The sequence below is a fragment of the Gilliamella bombi genome, from assembly GCF_900103255.1.
GTDB classification, from domain to species: domain Bacteria; phylum Pseudomonadota; class Gammaproteobacteria; order Enterobacterales; family Orbaceae; genus Gilliamella; species Gilliamella bombi.
Map to the genome: position 1 here is coordinate 44,085 of NZ_FMWS01000031.1, position 16,589 is coordinate 60,673.

15 protein-coding genes are annotated in these 16,589 nt (G+C 34.9%); 1 reads left to right on the forward strand and 14 read right to left on the reverse strand.

The genetic code is table 11. The features are described from left to right. Positions 1–76: 76 nt before the first annotated feature. The 14 genes from ftsA to mraZ all read right to left on the reverse strand — a co-directional run bounded on the left by ftsA (position 77) and on the right by mraZ (position 15,843). Positions 77–1,330, reverse strand: coding sequence for a cell division protein FtsA (ftsA, locus tag B9N71_RS06535; protein ID WP_065610424.1), 1,254 nt, complete (start codon positions 1,328–1,330; stop codon positions 77–79). Between the two features lie 21 nt (positions 1,331–1,351). Then, positions 1,352–2,185, reverse strand: a complete 834-nt coding sequence (locus B9N71_RS06540) for a cell division protein FtsQ/DivIB (RefSeq protein ID WP_085164922.1) — start codon at positions 2,183–2,185, stop codon at positions 1,352–1,354. A 13-nt stretch (positions 2,186–2,198) separates the two neighbouring features. Next, complete coding sequence (locus tag B9N71_RS06545) at positions 2,199–3,107, reverse strand: D-alanine--D-alanine ligase (RefSeq protein WP_085164924.1); 909 nt, start codon at positions 3,105–3,107, stop codon at positions 2,199–2,201. Position 3,108: 1 nt separating this feature from the next. After that, positions 3,109–4,557 carry a UDP-N-acetylmuramate--L-alanine ligase gene (murC, locus tag B9N71_RS06550; protein ID WP_085164926.1) on the reverse strand — a complete coding sequence of 483 codons (1,449 nt, stop codon included), beginning with the start codon at positions 4,555–4,557 and terminating at the stop codon, positions 3,109–3,111. A gap of 160 nt (positions 4,558–4,717) precedes the next feature. After that, entirely contained in the window at positions 4,718–5,770 is a 1,053-nt protein-coding gene (gene murG, locus B9N71_RS06555) for an undecaprenyldiphospho-muramoylpentapeptide beta-N-acetylglucosaminyltransferase (protein WP_085164928.1), read from the reverse strand. Next, a complete protein-coding gene (ftsW, locus tag B9N71_RS06560) occupies positions 5,770–6,921 on the reverse strand; it encodes a cell division protein FtsW (RefSeq protein ID WP_081298061.1) in 1,152 nt (383 codons plus the stop codon). Before ftsW ends, murG begins: the two co-directional genes overlap by 1 nt. Beyond that, positions 6,918–8,252, reverse strand: a complete 1,335-nt coding sequence (gene murD / locus B9N71_RS06565) for a UDP-N-acetylmuramoyl-L-alanine--D-glutamate ligase (protein ID WP_065590393.1) — start codon at positions 8,250–8,252, stop codon at positions 6,918–6,920. The genes ftsW and murD overlap by 4 nt, the downstream gene beginning before the upstream one ends. A 22-nt stretch (positions 8,253–8,274) precedes the next feature. Further along, positions 8,275–9,357: a phospho-N-acetylmuramoyl-pentapeptide-transferase gene (gene mraY, locus B9N71_RS06570; protein WP_085164930.1), complete on the reverse strand. Its 1,083-nt coding sequence runs from the start codon at positions 9,355–9,357 to the stop codon at positions 8,275–8,277. 4 nt (positions 9,358–9,361) lie between these two features. Next, complete coding sequence (gene murF / locus B9N71_RS06575; RefSeq protein WP_085164932.1) at positions 9,362–10,735, reverse strand: UDP-N-acetylmuramoyl-tripeptide--D-alanyl-D-alanine ligase; 1,374 nt, start codon at positions 10,733–10,735, stop codon at positions 9,362–9,364. Further along, on the reverse strand, positions 10,732–12,285 hold the full coding sequence (gene murE, locus B9N71_RS06580; protein ID WP_085164934.1) for a UDP-N-acetylmuramoyl-L-alanyl-D-glutamate--2,6-diaminopimelate ligase: 1,554 nt from the start codon (positions 12,283–12,285) through the stop codon (positions 10,732–10,734). Before murE ends, murF begins: the two co-directional genes overlap by 4 nt. Before the next feature lie 9 nt (positions 12,286–12,294). Further along, positions 12,295–14,073 (reverse strand): penicillin-binding transpeptidase domain-containing protein, encoded by a 1,779-nt coding sequence (locus B9N71_RS06585; protein ID WP_065590395.1) that lies wholly within the window; start codon positions 14,071–14,073, stop codon positions 12,295–12,297. Continuing rightward, positions 14,073–14,453 (reverse strand): cell division protein FtsL, encoded by a 381-nt coding sequence (ftsL, locus tag B9N71_RS06590; RefSeq protein ID WP_085164936.1) that lies wholly within the window; start codon positions 14,451–14,453, stop codon positions 14,073–14,075. The genes B9N71_RS06585 and ftsL overlap by 1 nt, the downstream gene beginning before the upstream one ends. Continuing rightward, positions 14,446–15,381 (reverse strand): 16S rRNA (cytosine(1402)-N(4))-methyltransferase RsmH, encoded by a 936-nt coding sequence (gene rsmH, locus B9N71_RS06595; protein WP_065590396.1) that lies wholly within the window; start codon positions 15,379–15,381, stop codon positions 14,446–14,448. The genes ftsL and rsmH overlap by 8 nt, the downstream gene beginning before the upstream one ends. Before the next feature lie 15 nt (positions 15,382–15,396). After that, positions 15,397–15,843 (reverse strand): division/cell wall cluster transcriptional repressor MraZ, encoded by a 447-nt coding sequence (gene mraZ / locus B9N71_RS06600; RefSeq protein WP_065590397.1) that lies wholly within the window; start codon positions 15,841–15,843, stop codon positions 15,397–15,399. Positions 15,844–16,381: 538 nt separating this feature from the next. Between mraZ and B9N71_RS06605 the strand changes: the two genes are divergently transcribed. Further along, a partial coding sequence (locus B9N71_RS06605; protein WP_143422072.1) for a hypothetical protein occupies positions 16,382–16,589 on the forward strand: 208 nt, incomplete at its 3' end.

Genomic DNA, 16,589 nt, shown 5'->3' on the forward strand with positions numbered 1-16,589 from the left:
ATCTCCAAATTTACGATCTGCGAACATTGTACAGATAATCATCTACAATGTCCACGAAGTTCTTGAAATATATTAGCTAAAATTCTTTTTTAAACCATCCGGTTAATCGTTTAGCTATCCCTTTTAATGATGATTTATTATTATCTTTTCCATCATCATTTAATAAACTTTGTTTTCCATAATGCAATAACCCTATAGCTGTTGAACAATAAGGTTTTTGAACATAGTCGGTTAATCCAGATATATTTAATGGCTGACCAATACGCACTTGATTTTGAAAAACTTTTTCAGCGCACTCTACCATTCCTTTTATTTGCGCCGCACCACCAGTTAAAACAATACCTGCTGCTAATTGATATTTGATATTCTGTTTTTTAAGTTCTTCTTGTAATACAAGTAACTCTTTTTGTACCAACGAAAGAAGTTCTGAATAGCGCGGCTCAATTACATCTGCAAGCGTTTGTCGTTGCAATGAACGTGATGGTCTTCCACCTACGCTTGGAACATCAATAACTTCATCTTTACCAATTAATGAGCCTACAGCGCATCCATAACGAATCTTAATATTTTCAGCATCCATTGGCGGAGCGCCAAATGCATATGCGATATCGCTAGTAACAACATTCCCAGCATAAGGGATTACAACTGAATGACGTAACGCACCTCCCGTATAGACCGTTACATCCATTGTACCGCCGCCCATATCAATTACGCAAACACCAAGTTCTTTTTCATCATCCGTTAAAACTGCATAGCTAGAGGCCAATCCAGAAAAAATAAGTTGATCCACTTTCAAACCGCAACGTTCTACTGCTTTCACAATATTTCTAGCCATATCATTATGACAAGTAATTAAGTGAACTTTGGCTTTCATTCTTACTCCAGATAAGCCAATAGGATTTTTAATCCCTTCTTGCAAATCGATAGAATATTCTTGTGCAATGACATGCAAAATACGGTGCTCATCTAAAATTCTGACTGATTTTGCTGTATGAACAACATTGTCAACATCTTCTGCGGTTACTTCTTCATCCTCTATTGGAACCATGCCTATCTCATTTTGACAACGAATATGTTTACCTGAAAGGCTTAAATATACTGAAGATATTTGACAATCAGCCATTAATTCAGCTTGGTCAACCGCTCTTTGGATTGATTTTACGACAGACTCAAGATCGTTCACACCACCTTTATCAACCCCTTTTGATGGACAATGCCCTACACCGATGATGTTAACAATACCATCGGGAAGAACTTCACCAACAAGAGCAAGTACTTTGGATGTACCAACCTCTAATCCAACAACCAATTTTTTTTCTGTTGCTTTCATACTTCAGCCTTAATTTATTCCTTACTGCACCATTTTTTCTCTTTGCACTGAAATGCCATTTTCATAACGTAAATCAGCGGCCATTATTTTTTCATTTTCTGGCATTCTTGACTGAATTTCCGGAAATAACTTGATAAATTGCTGATATCTCTGTTCAATATTTTCACTACCTAATAGTAATTTTATTTCCTGATTTTCTTGGCAAAAACCTGATACACACTGTTTTACCGTCAATTGCCACGCGTTACGTTCATCAGTTATTGCTGTTTTAATATGTAATGCCAACTGATTATTAGCTAATTTTTTAGAAAGATTCTCTAATTTATAATAAGTTTCTAACGCCGATTTTGCTTTACCCTCTGGACCATATAACTTTGGTAGTTTTAAGTTGCTTATACGGTCAAGTGGTACACTAAATACATTGCCACTTTTATCAAGTAAAAATAAGTCATTCCAATAAAGCACAGGTTTATATTCTTCGACATAGACAATTAACCTATCTGGCCACTGTTTACGTACACTGGTTTGCTTCACCCACGGAAATCGCATTACTTCTTGTTGAATATCATTAACATCTTGTCCTATATAGGTATTAGGCAACCCTAGTCCTAAAATAGCTTCCCGAAGATCATCCTCAGTTGTATAGGTATGCTCTCCACTCAATGTTAATTGAGACAATACCATTTGTTCGGGATCATCCATCCAATTTTTAAAACTTTGAACGACCCAAATACTAATACAAATAATCGCAATAAAGAACAAAAATCCTATTAATTGCTCAGTATTACGAAAAATAAGCAGCTTTCTTTTGTTTTTATCGTCCCTTCTGTGTGCTGCTTGCCGAACTTGTTTCATAAAATAAGGCCAATTATAAAGTTGCCAAATTCAAAATTTTAGCAACAAGCTCATTAAATGACCATCCATGTTCTTTTGCCGCCATTGGTACCAAACTATGGTCTGTCATACCTGGAGCGGTATTAACTTCAAGTAAAAAAGGTTTTTGGTTAGCATTAAACATGATATCAACTCTTCCCCACCCTCGACATCCTACTGCTTTATAAGCATCTAACGCTAATTTACGAATTTCTTGTTCTTGTTCATCAGATAAACCGCTTGGACAAAAATACTGAGTGGTATCAGATAAATATTTCGCATCATAATCATAAAATTTAGTTGCGGGTTTAATATGGATTGAAGGTAAGACCTCGTCACCAACAATTGCTACCGTAAATTCTGGACCTGCTAAAAATGACTCAACCATCACTACACTATCATATTTGAAAGCTGCGCTAATAGCTGCTTCCAATTCAGATGCTTCATTAACTCTAGCCATTCCCACACTTGATCCTTCATGACTTGGTTTAACAAACAATGGTAAACCAAGCTGTTTTACTATGGTATCAGTATCAATTGATTGTGATTTTTCAACCATAACATATTCAGCAACAGGTAAATTGAGTGATTTCCACACTAACTTAGTTTTCAGTTTATCCATTGTTAAGGCTGATGATAAAACATCACTGCCTGTATAAGGAATATTTTGATAAGTCAAAATCGCTTGAACAATACCATCTTCCCCACCACGTCCGTGTAAAATAATAAAAGCTTTTGTATAACCTTCTTCTTTTAAATTAGTAATAGAATGATATTTAGTATCAATAAGATGCGCATCAATACCATTTGCCAACAATCCTGCATGTACAGCCTTACCAGACTTAAGTGACACTTCCCGTTCAGCTGAAGTACCACCATACAATACAGCAACTTTATCTACCATTTTATAAAACCTCTTCTGATGATAATTGAGTTTTGGCTAGTTGGCGCGCTATACGGCCAACACTGCCAGCACCTTGTGTAATTAATAAATCACCACTTTGTAATACTTCTTGCATTATTTCGGGTAGCAAATCTAAATCTGAAACATAAATTGGGTCAACTTTGCCACGATTGCGGATAGAACGGCATAAAGAACGACTATCTGCACCCGCAATAGGTTGCTCTCCTGCGGAATAGACATCTAACATAACAAGTGCATCGACTTGAGAAAGCACTTGTGCGAAATCGTCAAATAAATCCCGAGTACGCGTGTATCGATGTGGTTGGAATAACATAACTAATCTTCGTTCAGGCCAGCCGTTTCTTGCTGCTTGAATTGTTGCATTAACCTCACTAGGATGATGACCATAATCATCAACCATCATTATATCGCCACCATCAACATGCGGGAATATACCTAATAAATCAAAACGCCGACTAGTACCAGCAAATTTAGCTAATGCATTTATAATTGATTCATCATCAATACCATCTTCTGTTGCTGCAATTATCGCAGCCGCCGAGTTTAAAGCATTATGTTTACCAGGTGCATTTAACTCAATCCGCAAATCTTGGCGATCAGGGCGACAAACAGTGTAATAGCTTACACCTCGTTCTTGACGATAATTTTTAATGACAACGTCAGCCTCTTCGCTAAATCCATAAGTGATGATTTTACGTCCCACAATCGGTAGTAATTCTCGATTAATAGGATCGTCGTAACACATAATAGCTAAACCATAAAATGGAAGATTATGTAAAAATGAAATAAATGTTTGTTTTAGATTATCAACATTACCTTGATAAGTGTCCATATGGTCAGGCTCTATATTTGTTACAATAGATACCATCGGTTGCAAATGAAGAAATGAAGCATCACTTTCATCAGCCTCAGCAATAAAATAACGGCTACTTCCTAATTGAGCATGTGTTCCTGCCGCCTTAACTAAACCACCATTAACAAAGGTTGGATCGAGTTTCGCCTCAGCATAAATAGAGGTAACCATAGCAGTAGTTGTAGTTTTACCATGAGTACCAGCAATTGCTATACCATATCGAAAACGCATTAATTCAGCTAACATTTCAGCACGTTGAATAACAGGTATACGTGCTGAACGAGCAGCTATTACTTCAATGTTATCTTGCGAAATAGCTGAGGATATAACAACAACGCTAGAATTAATCACATTTTCAGCCGCATGGCCAATAACAATTTTTGCCCCTAATGTTTCTAGATGTTGAGTGACCGCATTTTCAGCAATATCTGATCCACTAATTTTGTATCCTTCATTAGCAAGAACCTCAGCAATTCCTCCCATACCAGCACCACCAATACCCACAAAGTGAATATGTTTGACTCGCTTCATTTCAGGAATAATTGCTCTTAACTTCGCTAATTCCTTTGTATTCACTATTTAACTCCTAAATTATTTTACAGTTCACAGTACATATCATCATTGAGCATATCTATCATCGTTATTTTTTATTGCTCAAATGAATCATTGACTCAAACATATATCTAACCTGAAACATTTTGACAAAAATATTACATAAATTTATGTCAGAAAAGTATTATTTTATCACCGAATAAAGGGCTTCTGCTACTTTTTCTGTGGAATTCACAATAGATAAACTTTTAGCTTTAATTGCCATTTCAATTAATTTGTTACGGTTCAAATTACATAACAAATTGGATAGCGATTCAACACTGAAATCGGATTGTTCTATAATACTTGCAGCACCTATATCTGCTAGTGATTTTGCATTCCAAAATTGCTGACGATCTTTATGCATAAACGGAATAAAAATAGCACCAATACCAACTACTTCAATTTCACTAACGGTTAATGCCCCGCTACGACAAATTACAATATCTGCCCAATTGTATGCATCTGCAACATCTTGGATAAATTCAGTCACTTTGTTATTGGTCATATCGCAATTTTGGTATGACTGAATTACGGAATTCAACATTCCTTTACCTGTTTGATGCCATACTATATATTTATCGGATAATTTTGTTATCACTTTAGGCACAATATCATTAATAACTTTAGCTCCTTGGCTGCCTCCCATGACTAATACTCTAATTGGCCCATCACGATCTTTGAATCTTTCTTCAGGTTTTGCTACAGTTAAAAGATCACTACGAACCGGATTGCCAACTACTTCAGCCTTAGGAAAAGCAGTAGGGAATGCTTGTAAAACTTTAACCGCTATCTTAGCTAGATATTTGTTGGTTAAACCTGCTATACCATTTTGTTCATGTACTACAACCGGTATGCCAAGTGTTTTTGCTGCTATTCCCCCTGGGCCTGAAACATATCCACCCATACCTAGAACAACATCAGGGCGATAAGTTTTTAAAATTTTTCTAGCTTGTAAAACTGCTTTTAAAATTTTATAAGGTGCTTTTAATAATGCCATAACACCTTTGCCTCGTAGCCCTGATATTTCGATAAAATCAATATCAATACCATTTTCAGGAACTAAGTGTGCTTCCATTCGATCGGCAGTTCCTAACCATCTTACCTGCCAGCCTTGCTTCATTAAATATTGCGCCACAGCAATACCCGGAAAAACATGCCCCCCAGTTCCTCCTGCCATAACTAATAATTTTTTCATTATTTTATTAACCTTATTCTTGCTTGGGCTTGTTGTTGTCTAAATTCAAAATCAATTCGGAGTAATATTGCTGTTGCAATACTCATCACAATAAGACTTGATCCACCATAACTAATAAATGGTAGTGTTAATCCTTTAGTAGGCAACATACCAGATGTAACACCCACATTTACAAATGTTTGAAAACCAAACCATATCCCGATTTCACAAGCTAAATAACCAGAGAACAATGAACTTTCATTCAGTGCTCGATAACCAATTGCAAGCGCCTTAAATGTTAGAAAGAAAAGTAATGACAATAAAGCAACTACACCTATATATCCATACTCTTCTGATATAATTGAGAAAATGAAATCAGTATGACATTCGGGTAAATAACCTAATTTCAGTACAGAATTTCCCATACCTTGTCCAGTAACGCCTCCATTACCAATTGCCATTAATGAGGCGACTAATTGATAACCTGAACCTGTAGCATCTTGCCAAGGGTCAAGAAAGGTTAACAGTCGTGTTAAGCGGTAAGACTCATACAAAATCAAACAAATCACTGCGCCAACACCCGTTAGCAAAATAGCGATAAATTGCCACAATTGCGCACCTGCAATAAATAAAATGCCAATAGTGACCATAAATAAAACAATAACAGTACCTAAATCTGGTTGTTTAAGTAACAAAATGGAAAGTATAGTCATAACAACCATTGGTTTAAAAAACCCCCAAAAGCCGCTTTGTACTTCTTCAGATTTACGTGATAAATAACCAGCTAAGAATAAAAATAGCGCTAATTTTGAAAGTTCTGCAGGTTGAAAATTGAATACTCCTAGAGGTATCCAACGAGATGCTCCATTAATCGAAGAACCAATACCTAACACAACGATTAACATAATAATAGCAATAATAAGTAAAACAGAAGCAAACTGTTGCCAACGTTGCATTGGAATATAAAACGTAATAAACATTAAAAATAATGATAGTCCTAACTGAATAAGTTCTCGTTGTGTATAAAAGAAAGGATCGCTTTCATTAAATGCCATTGAAGAAGATGTCACCATGATCAAACCAAAGATCATTAAACCTAACACAGTCCAAAGTAATTGGTTGTCAAATGGTATGTGGGGGTTAACTTGTTTTTTTAACCAAAAGAGTGTCATTTTGTACTCCTTTGAGTATATTGTTCAGCAAGTTGTGCAAACTGTTTTCCGCGTTCAATATAATTCTTAAACTGATCTAAGCTTGCGCATGCTGGAGAAAGCAAGACCACATCATTTGGTTCAACTTTTTGAGCAATAACTTGCATTGCATCTGACAATGTTTCAGTTACAGTTGTTATATGAGGTGCTAGCTTAGCAAGGATAAAACGATCACGCCCAAAACAAAAAATTTCTAGATTTCTGTTTTCAAAAAAAGGGATCAATGGCGAAAAATCCGCTGATTTTCCATCCCCACCTAATAATAAAAATAATTTCCCTTTGCAAACTACGCTATTTAATGCTGCTTCTGTACTACCTACATTGGTTGCTTTGGAATCATTAATCCACTTCACACCATTTTTTTCCAACACTAACTCAAAACGATGTGCTAGACCATGAAATGAAATAATTGTTGCTATACTTGATTCCCGTGAAATTTTCAGTTTATCAACTATAGCTAAAGCCGCTAACGCATTAAGATAATTATGGCATCCCGCCAGTTTCATTATTTTAGTCGCTACTACTGGCTGCTCTTGTGCAATCAAATGTTCAAAGTGGAAATCCAAATGATAATCCCCTTTATTTACACCAAATGAAACGCAGTTTTTTTGTTGGTCAGTCGGAATGGTTAACTTATCATCATGGTTAATTACACAATACTTGGCATTATGATAAATACGTTGCTTAGCCTCAACATATTGCATTAATCCAAGAGGATAACGATCCATATGATCTTCTGAAATATTTAAGATTGTTGCAACTGTAGCTTTTAAGCTCTGAGTTGTTTCTAGCTGAAAGCTAGACAGTTCAAGAACATATACATCGTAATGTTGATTCAATAACGATAATGCTGGCTGCCCAATATTACCACCAATAGCGACTTTAATACCTGCCGACTTAATAATTTCACCAACTAATGTTGTTACTGTAGTTTTACCATTTGCACCTGTAATGGCTACAATTTGTTTACTGTTTTGTTGATTCAATTCACGGCAAAATAGTTCAATATCGCCAATAATTTCAATACCTTTTTTAGCTGCCTGTTGTAGTTCAGGTGTTGATAAAGCAATTCCTGGACTGACTATTATTAAATCAGCATCAAGCAACCAATCAACATTTAATTCCCCTAAATGGCAAGCAACACGTTTGTCTAATTGTTCCATCCCTGATGGCGACTTACGAGTATCAATAACTTTAGGTATAACATTTTGAGCAAGAAAATAGTCTACACAAGAAAGTCCTGTGACACCTAAACCAATAATAACGACATTTTTTCCTTGATAGCTAACCATGATTTGATCCTAATATCTTTTATTAACGTAATTTCAAAGTTAATAAACCTATTACAACTAACATCAATGAAATTATCCAAAACCGCACAATAACACGCGGTTCTGGCCAACCTTTTAATTCATAGTGATGATGAATTGGTGCCATACGGAAAATTCTTTTACCCCGTAATTTAAATGATCCTACTTGTAAAATTACGGATAAAGTTTCAATAACAAAAATTCCCCCCATAATCAGTAATAAAAATTCTTGTCGTAATAAAACAGCAATAATTCCAAACACGCCACCTAAAGCTAGCGATCCAACATCTCCCATAAAAACCATCGCCGGATATGTGTTAAACCATAAAAAACCAAGTCCAGCTCCAATAATTGCAGTACAAACAATCATCAACTCTCCGCTGAATTTAATATAAGGAATATTCAAATAAGCAGCAAAATTGACATTCCCTGTAGCCCATGCTACAAGCGTAAAACCAGCGGCTACAAAAACAGTTGGCATAATTGCTAATCCATCAAGTCCATCTGTTAAATTAACGGCATTACCAGCCCCAACAATAACTACATAAGTTAATAAAATAAACCATAGTCCCAATTGAGGCATCACATCTTTAAAAAATGGCACAACAAGTACTGTTACCGTGCTATCTTTACCATAAACATAAAGACCAAAAGCAACAATTAATGCAATAACCGATTGCCAAAAGTATTTCCATCTAGCAATTAATCCAGCACTATTTTTACGAATCACTTTTAAATAATCATCAGCAAAGCCAACAATGCCATAACCAATTAAAACAAACAAAGTTACCCAAACATAAGGATTGCGTAAATCTGCCCATAGCAATACCGACAAGGAAATTGAGGCTAAAATTAGCGTCCCCCCCATAGTCGGTGTTCCTTTTTTACTTAAATGAGACTCAGGCCCATCATGGCGAATGACTTGACCAATCTGTAATTTTTGTAGCCAGTCAATGACTTTTTGTCCAAAAAATAATGAAATTGCTAACGAGGTTAATAAACCTAAAATAGCTCTTACTGTTAAATAAGAGATAACATTAAAAAAGGTAAAATGTTTAACTAAATATTCCGATATCCAAAGCAACATAATCTTAATCCTGACTCATTTTGAGTTGTTCAATTTGAATTTTTTCGATAACTTCTTCCATTTTTGCACTACGCGACCCTTTAACTAACATTGTTAAATTCGGTTGTTGGCGTAACAGCATTAATAGATAATTCACTGCATCTTGTTTATTATTGAAATGGTGACCCACGCCACTAAACTGGCTAATAAATTGACTTAATTTGCCTACACTTACTACACAATCAATTTTTTCATCATGAGCAAGCTCACCTATTTGGCAATGATATTTTTCAGCTTCTGGTCCTAACTCTCCCATATCACCGACGACTAAAATCCGATAACCAGGTTGTTTTGCCAAGACTTTGACAGCCGCTGACATCGATCCAACATTAGCATTATAAGTATCATCCCAAATTAATTGGGTTTGATTTAATTTTATTGGAAATAATCGTCCTTTTACAGGCGTTAAAGAGGCTAAGCCTTGTTGAATCTGATTCAAAGTCGCTCCGACAGAAAGTGCTAAAGCTGATGCCGCGATCGCATTTGAAATATTATGTTTCCCAACTAGCGATAACATAATCTCACATTCACCTTTAGGTGTATGTAATGTAAATGTTGTATTTTTTTCGTGTTGAATATTACTAGCATAAAATTGAGCGGAAGGATTCGTTAACGAGAAAGTCCAAACTTTTTTGTTTACTAACTGAGTAAACCATTTATCAGAACAACTATCTAAATTAATAATAGCAATACCACCATCAAGCAATCCTTGAAAGATTTCGCCTTTAGCTTTTGCTACACCTTCAAGTGTTCCAAAACCTTCTATATGTGCTTCTGCAATATTATTGATTAAAGCGCTTTGTGGTTTAACAATATTCGTAGTATAGGCTATTTCACCAATATGATTAGCGCCTAATTCTATAACTGCAAACTGGTCTTGTTTAGTTAAACGTAACAGTGTTAATGGCACCCCAATATCATTATTGAAATTGCCTTGTGTATAAAGGGTTTGTCCACAGTGTAGTAATATTGCCGCAGTCATTTCTTTAACTGACGTTTTACCTGATGAACCTGTAAGTGCAACAATTTTAGCTGTACTTTGCTGCCGGATAAAATTAGCGATTCCACCTAAAGCCAAGCGAGTATCCTTAACAACAATCTGTGGTATGGGCTTATCAAGTTTATGATCGACGATCACGGCTATAGCACCATCTTTAATAGATTGTTCAGCAAAAGCATGTCCATCAAAATTGTTTCCAACAAGCGCGATAAATAGCGATTGCTTTATTATTTTTCGTGAATCAGTGCAAATTGTATCAATCACAGCACTTTCATCTTGAATGTAATAACATTCACCATTAACTATTTTTTTTATTTGCTCAATTTCTAATGGAATCATGATTGATTCTCTACTCCTAGAATTTTTTTCACTGTTTCTTGATCTGAATAGTGATATTTGGTATTACCAATTATTTGATAGTCCTCATGCCCTTTACCTGCAATTAAAATGACATCATTAGGCTTAGCCTGCTTTAATGTTTGCGTAATAGCCTGCACTCTATTGGTAATTATGAGTACATTATCAGTGTGATGTAAACCTTGTTGAATATCATGAATAATCTTCATTTCATCTTCAGTGCGTGGATTATCATTAGTTAAAACAATTTTATCGGCAAATTGTTCTGCGATTTCAGCCATTGAAGGTCTTTTTCCTGTATCCCTATCGCCACCACATCCAAAAATCACCCATAAAGAACCTTTACAATGAATTCGACTAGCTTGCAAAGCTTTCTGTAAAGCATCTGGAGTATGCGCATAATCAACAATAACCGTTGGGCTATTTTTTACATGTAAAACCTCCATTCGCCCACAGATTGGAGTCAAAAAAGAAGCCATATTAACAACAGCAAAAAATGGGTAGTTCAATGTTAAAAGTGTAGCTATGGCTAATAACAAATTAGAAACATTAAATTCACCTAGCAATCGGCTAATAATAATGGCATTTCCCCAACTTGATTCCATATGAATTTGGGCACCTTTATCATGATATTCGATCATTGATACACCAACATAAGGTATATTTAACGCCTTGAGTCGACGTAATGATTTTGTTTGACATGATACAGCTGTCACTTGTGGAAGTTTTTCAATCCATCTTTTACCATATTTGTCATCATAATTAATAATTGATTTACCCGCAGCTAAAACTTGTTTGTCTTTTTCATCGGGAGTAAATAACGACCATTTTGCTTTTGCATATCTACTCATTGTCTTATGATAATCTAGATGATCTCGACTTAAATTGGTAAATACAGTAGCAGCGCAATTTAGTCCTTTAACCCGGTCCATAGCAAGCCCATGTGAAGAAATTTCCATCGTTACAACTTTGACCTGTTTCTCTACAAATTCGGCTAATAAGGTTTGCACATCTACTGCTGATAACGTTGTATTAACTGATGGCTCAAGTTCATTATAAATTCCATTACCAATAGTGCCCATTAATGCTGTTTTTTCATTCAATAATGTTAAACATTGGGCAATAAGCTGACTAACAGTTGTTTTCCCATTGGTTCCTGTCACACCAATAACAGATAATTTTTTTGATGGAGAATGATAAAACTCATTAGCAATCAAGGATAGACGCTGTGAAAGTTGGAAAACACTAATTTGTGGAATTATCGATTTATTTTCATGCCTAATATAGTCAATTTTTAAGTCATTTGATTTTCTACTTGCTTCTACTAAGATAACAACTGCACCCATTGAAATAGCTTGTGGAATAAATGCTTGACCATCAACTGTATGACCTTTGATAGCGATAAACACATCGTTTTTTCCTACTTTGCGACTATCTATACGCAAATGATTAAGTGGAAAATCATCTAATTTTAAATTACATCTTCCACCTAATAATTCCAATAATGTTTTAAACGAGTTTGTTGCTAGCATTTTCACCTACTAATAAATAATCATTTGCCCATCAACTTGGCGATCAGGTTTTACATTCATCGTTCTAAGCACACCGCCCATAATGCGACTGAAAACAGGTGCAGAAACTGAACCACCATAATATTGGCCAGCTTTAGGATTATCAATAACAACAACTAGTGAATACTTTGGTGCTGTTGCTGGAGCGATACCTGCGGTATAAGCTAAATATTGATTAACATACCGTCCACCAGATAATTTTTTCGCTGTTCCTGTTTTAACTCCAACACTATAACCAGGAACCGATGCTTTAGTTCCTCCACCAGTAACAGCTACAGCCTCCATTAATTGAACAACTGTTTTAGCATCTTTTTCAGAAACTACACGTTTACCCTTAACAGGTTCTGTGACTTTTAAAATTGATACAGGTCGGTAAATTCCATAACTACCGATAGTTGCATAAGCTCTTGCTAACTGTAATGGGGTAACAGTTAATCCATATCCAAACGCAAATGTTGCTCGCTCAATATCAGCCCATTTTCTGGTTCTATCGGCTGCAATTGAACCACTAACTTCACCACCTAAGCCTAATTCCGTTGGTTGACCTAATCCAAATCGACTATAGAATTCTACAAGATCATCCTGTTGCATTTGTAAAGCTAGCTTACTTACTCCAACATTACTTGATTTTTCTAAGATACCTGCCAAATTAAGCGTTTTTTGATATGACACATCTTTAATTTCATAACGATTAACATAAAAAGGTCTAGTATCGATAATAGTATTTAAGTTAGCAATTTTCTTTTCTAAGGCAGCCATTACAACTAGCGGTTTAACCGTAGAGCCTGGTTCAAACGCATCAGTAACAGCTCTATTTCTCAATAAATTATAATCAATTGATGAGCGATTATTTGGATTATAAGATGGGCTGGTTGCCATCGCTAAAATCTCACCACTATGCACATCAACCAATACAGCTGTTCCACTGTCTGCTTTGTTAAATTGAACCGCTTGACTAAGTTCGCTATAAACTAGTGATTGTAAACGCTCATCTATACTTAATATTAAATCTGATGCTGTTTCTGTTTCTGTCCGTTCTAATTCTTCAATAACACGACCTACTCGATCACGTCTTACAACTCTTTGCCCCGATTCACCTATTAACCATTTATTAAAGCTTTTTTCAATACCTTCAGAACCTTTCTCAGCACCATTTGCATCAATATCTGTTAAACCAATTAATTGAGCTATATTTTCTGCCGCAGGGTAATAACGTTTAGATGTTTTAGCAAACGATATCCCCGGTAACTTTAGTTTTTTTAAATAGTCAGATATTGTTGGCGTTACTTGCTTAGACAAATAAACAAATCTCATTGATGGATTGTTTAATTTTTGCTTTAGCGTTGACATTGGAATATTCAACGTTTGTGCTAATCCTTGCCATCTAATATCATCAGCTTTAACACCACCTTTTTGCACAACAATTTTAGGATCTGCCCAAACATCAAACATCGGTACACTTACTGCTAACGCACGCCCATTACGATCGGTGATCATGGCTCTTGGTGCATCAATTTCTTGGTGACGAAGTGAGCGCTTATTACCTTCAGCAATCAGTTTATCTGGTTCAATAATTTGCAATAATGCCATTCGAGCCATAAGACAAATAATCGCTAAAATAATAAGTCCATATATAATATAAAAACGATTCGGTGTAAAAAACTGTCTTTTACCATTTAACCTATTATTTTTATTTGTTTTTGCAACCTTTTTAGTTTTATTTTTTTTATATTTAGTGGCAGGTTTCATTATTTACTCTTTATTACAATGACTGTTTCATTTTGCTGTGTCACATAAGACATACCTAATTGATTTTTAGCTTTCTCTTCGACACGTTTTGGATCAGCAAGTACATTTTCTTCAATAACTAAATTCCGCCATTCGCTTTCTAACACATCTTGTTCTAATAAAAGTTGCTCACGTTCAAATAACTGTTTACGAATTTGTTGCGTTGTTATTAATACTGCACCAGCAGAAATAATAATCATCACAAGTAATAACAATGAAATTTTTTGATGCCTAAATAAATCCCCAATAATTACACCAAACAAGCTTTTACTCGGTCTTTTTTGAAAATTTTTATCAATATAAGTTTTATCTAGAAAAAAATCATTGTCTTGGTTATTCATTTTTCCTTTCTGCTACCCTTAATATTGCGCTTCGGGAGCGCGGGTTATTATTAATTTCAATAGTATTTGGTTTAATTTTGCCAAGTGATTTTAATTTAGCACTACCATATTGTTTAATTTGTTGTTCAGTTAATGGTAATCGTGTTGGTAAATCTGGACCTTTACTCTGTTTACTAATAAATTGTTTTACAATCCTATCTTCTAAAGAATGAAAGCTAATAACCGCTAATCTTCCTTGATTTGCAAGTACTGATAAACAACTATTTAACACTTGCTCGACTTCTTCCAATTCACTATTAATATAAATACGAATAGCCTGAAAACTACGTGTAGCTGGATGCTTATTTTTATCCTTTCTTGGTGTAGCTTTTTCAATTAAATTAGCCAACTCTAAGGTACGAGTAATCGGAGAAATTTTATTCTGCTCGACAATCGATCGAGCAATACGTTTGGCAAATTTCTCTTCACCAAATGTCTTTAACACCCATGAAATATCGTCTTCATCACTGCTAAGTAACCATTCACTTGCAGTTAAACCTTTACTATTATTCATACGCATATCAAGAGGTCCATCACGCATAAAAGAGAATCCCCTGTCAGGATCATCAAGTTGTGGTGATGAAACACCTAGATCTAATAAGACACCATCAATTTCACCCAATAATTCTAACTCTTCAATATATTGATATAAATTTGAAAACTCACCACGAATAAAAGTAAATCGAGGATCTATTATCTGTAACGCAGTTTGCTCTGCACGCTCATCACGATCAATAGCAATCAATCGTCCTTGTGCTCCTAGTTGTTCAAGTATTAAACGAGAATGGCCTCCTCGTCCAAAGGTACCATCAACATAAATGCCATCTTTTTTTATATTTAATGCATTCACAGCTTCGTTTAATAAAACCGTCGTATGTTGATAATCCATCAATCTTCACTCTTATTAAATAGTTAAACTTTTCAAATTATCTGATAAGTTTTCAATATCGCTTGATAATGCGGTAATATCATCATTAATTTGTTGATACCAACTTGCCTCATCCCAAATTTCAAATTTATTAGATTGACCAACAAACATTATATTTTTTTCTAATTTTGCATAAGTACGCAATGTAGGTGACAATAAAATTCGTCCAGAATTATCCATTAGGCACTCAGTTGCATACCCCAATAACAATCTTTTTATTCTACGTTCAGTTTCAACAATGGTTGATAATGTTGCAAGTTGCTGTTCAATACATTTCCATTCGGACATTGAATAAAGTGTCAAGCATGGGTCGTATAAACCAATTGTGCAAACCATACCTTCAGATAAAGATTCACGGTAGCGAGTAGGAATAGCTAACCGTCCTTTATTATCTAAACTAATTGAAATTGCACCACTAAACATAAAAGTATTTTTCTTTATAATTTATTTAAATTTTAATTAATAAAAATCAACATGTTAATAAAACACTTATTTTTACCACTTAACCCCACTTTTTACCACAAAATTTAATAAATTAATAGGTAGTTGGTTAATTATTTATAAAAGATTGTTTTTATTTATCAAAAGAAACAAAGTTTACAGTAATCACTCTATTTATCTTTTCCATTTGTTTAAGTGCTGTAGAATTGAGAGAGTTTTCCATATCTACTATTTTATTAGTTGAAAAATCTCATTAACAAAAGTCAGGTTATTTAAATCACTTATTCAATAAAAAGGTTAAGTAGTTGTCAATTACTTGCTTAACTAACAGAAATTATTAATATTAAACAACATTCATTTAACATTTTTTTAAAAAAAAGATTAAATTTCACACTAAAATTGTGTACACTTTTTAGCTAAGCTGTCTGTTGCTTGAACTCAGTAATGCTGAGTATAAGATATAAAAAATAATTAAAATAGACAGACTGATTTTAAAATTGGATATAAGGAGGAGGAAAACATGTCAAACGAACTTAATCGTCTTTTAAGTCAACTCGGTGACGGGTTTAGTGATTTAATGGCGGGTTTGAGTGGGGTTAGCCATAATCGCTATACCTTAACGGTTGACGGGCTGGGCGCGCCGATTTCGGTTTTGCATATTGAGGGTGATGAGTCGTTAAACCAGCCTTGGCGTTATGTGATTACTTTTACCAGTACTGATAAAACAT